The sequence below is a fragment of the Deltaproteobacteria bacterium genome, assembly GCA_016874735.1.
In the GTDB taxonomy this organism is placed as follows: Bacteria; Bdellovibrionota_B; Oligoflexia; order Oligoflexales; family CAIYRB01; genus CAIYRB01.
Genome location: VGTI01000136.1, coordinates 1 through 4,131, shown reverse-complemented (window position 1 = coordinate 4,131; position 4,131 = coordinate 1). Strand labels below are relative to the sequence as shown.

Here is a 4,131-nt window from a genome sequence, read left to right as displayed (position 1 = left end):
TGCACGACATCAAGTCGTTGCTCTAGGGATGGCGATACGGGGTCGTTGGACATAAGGGGCCTCCTGGGTTGAGGCCGCTTACCAAATCACAAGGGCGGTAGGTGTCTTAAAAGTTAGATAGAATCAGGTAAGCGGCAGCGTAAGTCCTGCGCCACTTCACTTTGGCAAATAGGCGCAGCGTGTGGATGCCAAATTTTATTTCAGCCTGCCGCTGTGCGCTTGAGATCTTCAATTTTTAGTGCAAGGCCGATCACTTGATCCACATGTACTGAACTAAGCCCGAAGTGCTCTCCGCTTCGCTCCGTGCCCTTCGGGCGATTCCTTAACTCACACGCCCATTATTTCACATAGCTCTGGATTATCTTTTCTAAACACCTCGATCTCCAAGCTTGCTGCGTTGCCAACTGGCTCGATGCTTTTGAATGGTAGCCAAACATATGGCGACACAAACGGTGCGCCAAGAAACACTAGTGCGCTCCGGCCGTTGGTGTCGTCGTAGTAACCAATGGTGCCCTTGTGTTTACCGCGAGTGATTAAGACTGGTCCAAAATCAAGATCTTCCATAGTTGCCAATAGTTACCTCCGGCGTTGGGTCGGGTGTTGCGAGGCGCCACCTTAGCACTGCTTTGTTTCCTTGAAAAGGCCGTCCATCAGGGCTTTCCTGGCCTCCAATTTCTATTGGAGGATCAGCCATGTACAGAATTAAGTCGACACCACCTCACATCACAGAGTTTGTAAAGCAGATGGAGATTCGGGGTCGCAGCAAGAAAACTATACTTGGGTATGCCGAGAGTCTTGACTACTTTTTTAAATTTTATGTGGGACTAAAACCTAGCAACTTAACCATCAATAAAATCAATGATTACCAAAGTCACCTCATTCGAAAACGCAAGCATTCGCCTGCTTATGTAAACTCTCAGACAGCTGCGATCAAATTCTTCTGCCGGAGTGTCTTAAAAAAAGACTGGGACTATAACCTCATTCCTTACATGAAGGACGTTAGGTCTTTGCCGGTTGTTTTGTCGAGAGATGAGATCACACGACTTTTAAAGTGCGCCACAAACATTAAGCACCGCGCCTTACTGACGACGATGTATGCCACGGGAGTGCGGCCTGTGGAACTTACTTTTCTCAAAGTGGCTGACATAAACACGAATGAAAAAGTAATTCATGTGCGTCACGGTAAGGGAGCCAAGGACCGGTATGTGATGCTTTCGGATCAATTGCTTGAGCTACTGCGTGACTACTGGCGGGCAACTAAACCACCGCGACAGGGCTTCATCTTTCCCGGAGAACAACCTGGCGAGCCAATGAACGTGGACTCGGTAAGCGCAGTCTTTAGGCGTCTTAAGCCCAAGGCTAGACTTGGCGAGAAGTCGTGCCTTTATTCTTTACGCCATAGCTTTGCAACACACCTTTTGGAGCAGGGCGTAGATCTACGCGTCATTCAAAAAATGATGGGCCATGAAGACATTTCGACCACGGTAATTTATCTGCAGGTGGCTAAGGAATTCATCGCTCGTGTCGTTAGTCCTCTCGACCATCTGCAGCCAGGTCGGTAAATCAAAAGTGGAAAAACCAAAATTAGATATGGCCGATATTTTTAGGTTTCATAGGCATAAACTCGGAATTTTATCCTGGCAAAAACAAAAAGTGGTCAAAGCCATCACTGAGTGCCGTACGGCTGCCTTGGGTGGTCATATTTACGAATGCAACCGGTGCGATAACCGAGAGCAATCCTATAACTCGTGTCGCAACCGGCACTGTATCAAGTGTCAATTTGCAGCGAAGCGTGAATGGATCGAGGAGAGGGCTGCGGATCTTTTGCCGGTTTGTTATTACCATGTGGTTTTCACGATACCTCATGAATTTAACGAACTGATACTGACGAATAAAAGAACTATTTATGACATTCTTTTCAGGGCGTCGTCCGCAACGCTTAAGGAGGTGTTTAGACGCAAGTATCAAGCTGAGCCAGGGATGATTGCAGTGCTGCACACGTGGGGTCAAAACCTGAGTTTACATCCTCATATTCACATGGTGATACCAGGCGGTGGCTTAGCTGACGGTGACAGCAGGTGGGTCCACACGGAAGAAAAATTCTTTCTTAACGTCAGAGCTTTAGGCAGTGTTTTTCGAGCAAAATTTATCAAGATGATCCGTCGCGCCTACAGTAAGGGACCACTGACATTTCTTGATATCAACGAGCATCTCGCTAACCGCCCTGCTTTTCAAGACCTGCTCGACACCACATTCAAGCAAGATTGGAATGTGTACGCCAAAAAGCCATTTCAAAACCCAATGCACGTCCTCAAATACCTGGGCGGCTATACACACCGCATAGCCTTTGCCAATCATAGGCTGCTTGAGTTTGATGAGAAGACGGTGCGTTTTAAAATCCGCGACCGCCAAGCGGAGAAGGAGGGAAAATCCGCATCTACCGAGATGACTCTGCCGACGGTGGAATTCATGAGGAGATTTCTTTTGCATGTAGTACCGCGGGGATTCATGCGTATTCGCCACTACGGAATCCTGGGGTCATCACGCAAGAAAACAGCGCTAGCAGCAGCACGCAAGCTATTACCCGAAAGTCATGACAAGGGCACAAAATCTGTCGCCGAGATGGTCGCTGAGTTTGCCACCGCCTCACCGATCACCAGTGACGAGTGTCAAAAGTGTAAGGCAGGAAAGATGATCCCAATCGAGACCATCATGCCGGTGAAGATCACCGACAGCACATGACATCGCCACCAACATCACAAACTACCAGTCTGGAGATCCGGGCCACGGACCTTATTGAGCTTGGTGAAAAAAACGAAAAATAGTGGCAAAAAGTTAGGTCAGATTTGAAGTCCTGGTGCATCATTAACGCCGTCACTTATACCCGTAGCCACGAGACTCGGATAAAAATAGTCGGTGTGGGTTATCACCGAGCCAAAAAACTCGACTCAATCCCCATAGGGACGTCCCAATCCAGCTTGAGGCGACAGGCCCAATGATCACGCTGACCACCATTGGCCATAAGCAGCGCCGCAACCGCAACTACCGCCGAGTATGGCCAGTCGCCCCAACCTCGGGCATTGGGACGACGGCGCCAGCTGCGAAGCTTGAACTCTATGACACGGTTCAAGCAAACCCGCGTTTGATCCTGTCAGGTCAGGAGTTCTATGCGGCCGCCAACACATCAACGAGTGGTATTGCATTCCTGGCTGGTGTCAATCGGACCAGTAACCGGCAGCTTTGGATCGGTGACTCTGCGGCTCTTACTTCAAATACCACAAACCCGATTATTCGCATCAGTCCGAATGGTCTAGCCATAGACGCCATTGCCACGGACGGAGTAACTACGAAGCAGTTACAACTTGGTAACACGGCAGGCTTGAATCTACTCGGCAACGTCGGTATTGGTACAGTGACACCCGTTGCTACACTTGACGTAGCCGGCACCATGCGGATGGCAAAAAACGCCTCGGCGCCTTATTCCTGCGATAATGCCCATGACGGCGCTCTTGCCATCACCTCGTCCTACACTCAATGTATTTGCAAAGGTGCCAGCAGTAGCTGGGTGCGAGTTACCGATGGTAGCTCCACATGCTACTGGAACAGCATCCCAATCGTCATCAATGGTACGTCGCGCAATTGGAGCGACGGCACCTACGCGATCAGTTGCAACGCTTACCGCAGCGGATCGGGGCTTTACACCTATACCGGTGATACAGGTGATGGGGTTTACACCATAGACCCTGATGGAGCTGGAGGATCGGCCGCATTTACAGTCTATTGCGATATGACGACTGAGGGAGGCGGCTGGACAGCTGTGATCACAAATTCAGATGCCTCGCGATTTTATGCCGATGCCCCGCTCTGGTACGACACTACTTATGATGCTGGCCCCATTACCCCAAGTTCGCGCGGTAAATCGCAGAGTTTCGCTACGGTCGTTGGTAGCAGCATGATGGTGATCTACCTCCCCCTAAAGGGGTAAGGCTTCTACGGCAAAGCCAACACGCCTCTGCCGTGTCTTTTTTGACGCTTCGTTGCCATGTGCGCGAGAGACCTTGGCCGCTCGCGACTTAACTGTGGCTCCACGTCCTGTGCCGGAGAAGAGTACCCCCTTCTGCGACAACTCCG

General features: G+C 50.2%; 4 protein-coding genes. 3 read left to right on the top strand and 1 reads right to left on the bottom strand.

The genetic code is table 11. The annotated features are described in order from the left end of the window. Positions 1-327: 327 nt before the first annotated feature. Positions 328-573: a hypothetical protein gene (locus tag FJ146_19630; protein MBM4254182.1), complete on the bottom strand. Its 246-nt coding sequence runs from the start codon at positions 571-573 to the stop codon at positions 328-330. Between the two features lie 119 nt (positions 574-692). Between FJ146_19630 and FJ146_19625 the strand changes: the two genes are divergently transcribed. From FJ146_19625 to FJ146_19615, 3 genes are all read left to right on the top strand, one after another. Next, the gene (locus FJ146_19625) at positions 693-1,562 is read left to right on the top strand and encodes an integrase (GenBank protein ID MBM4254181.1); all 870 of its coding nucleotides are present in this window, start codon (positions 693-695) and stop codon (positions 1,560-1,562) included. Further along, the gene (locus tag FJ146_19620) at positions 1,522-2,742 is read left to right on the top strand and encodes an IS91 family transposase (GenBank protein MBM4254180.1); all 1,221 of its coding nucleotides are present in this window, start codon (positions 1,522-1,524) and stop codon (positions 2,740-2,742) included. The genes FJ146_19625 and FJ146_19620 overlap by 41 nt, the downstream gene beginning before the upstream one ends. A 253-nt stretch (positions 2,743-2,995) precedes the next feature. Then, positions 2,996-3,985: a hypothetical protein gene (locus FJ146_19615; GenBank protein ID MBM4254179.1), complete on the top strand. Its 990-nt coding sequence runs from the start codon at positions 2,996-2,998 to the stop codon at positions 3,983-3,985. Positions 3,986-4,131 lie beyond the last annotated feature (146 nt).

Excerpts from the sequence above, each read along its gene's own strand:
- FJ146_19615 (MBM4254179.1), top strand. The coding sequence starts at position 2,996 with ATGATCACGCTGACCACCATTGGCCATAAGCAGCGCCGCAACCGCAAC.
- FJ146_19625 (MBM4254181.1), top strand. The coding sequence starts at position 693 with ATGTACAGAATTAAGTCGACACCACCTCACATCACAGAGTTTGTAAAG.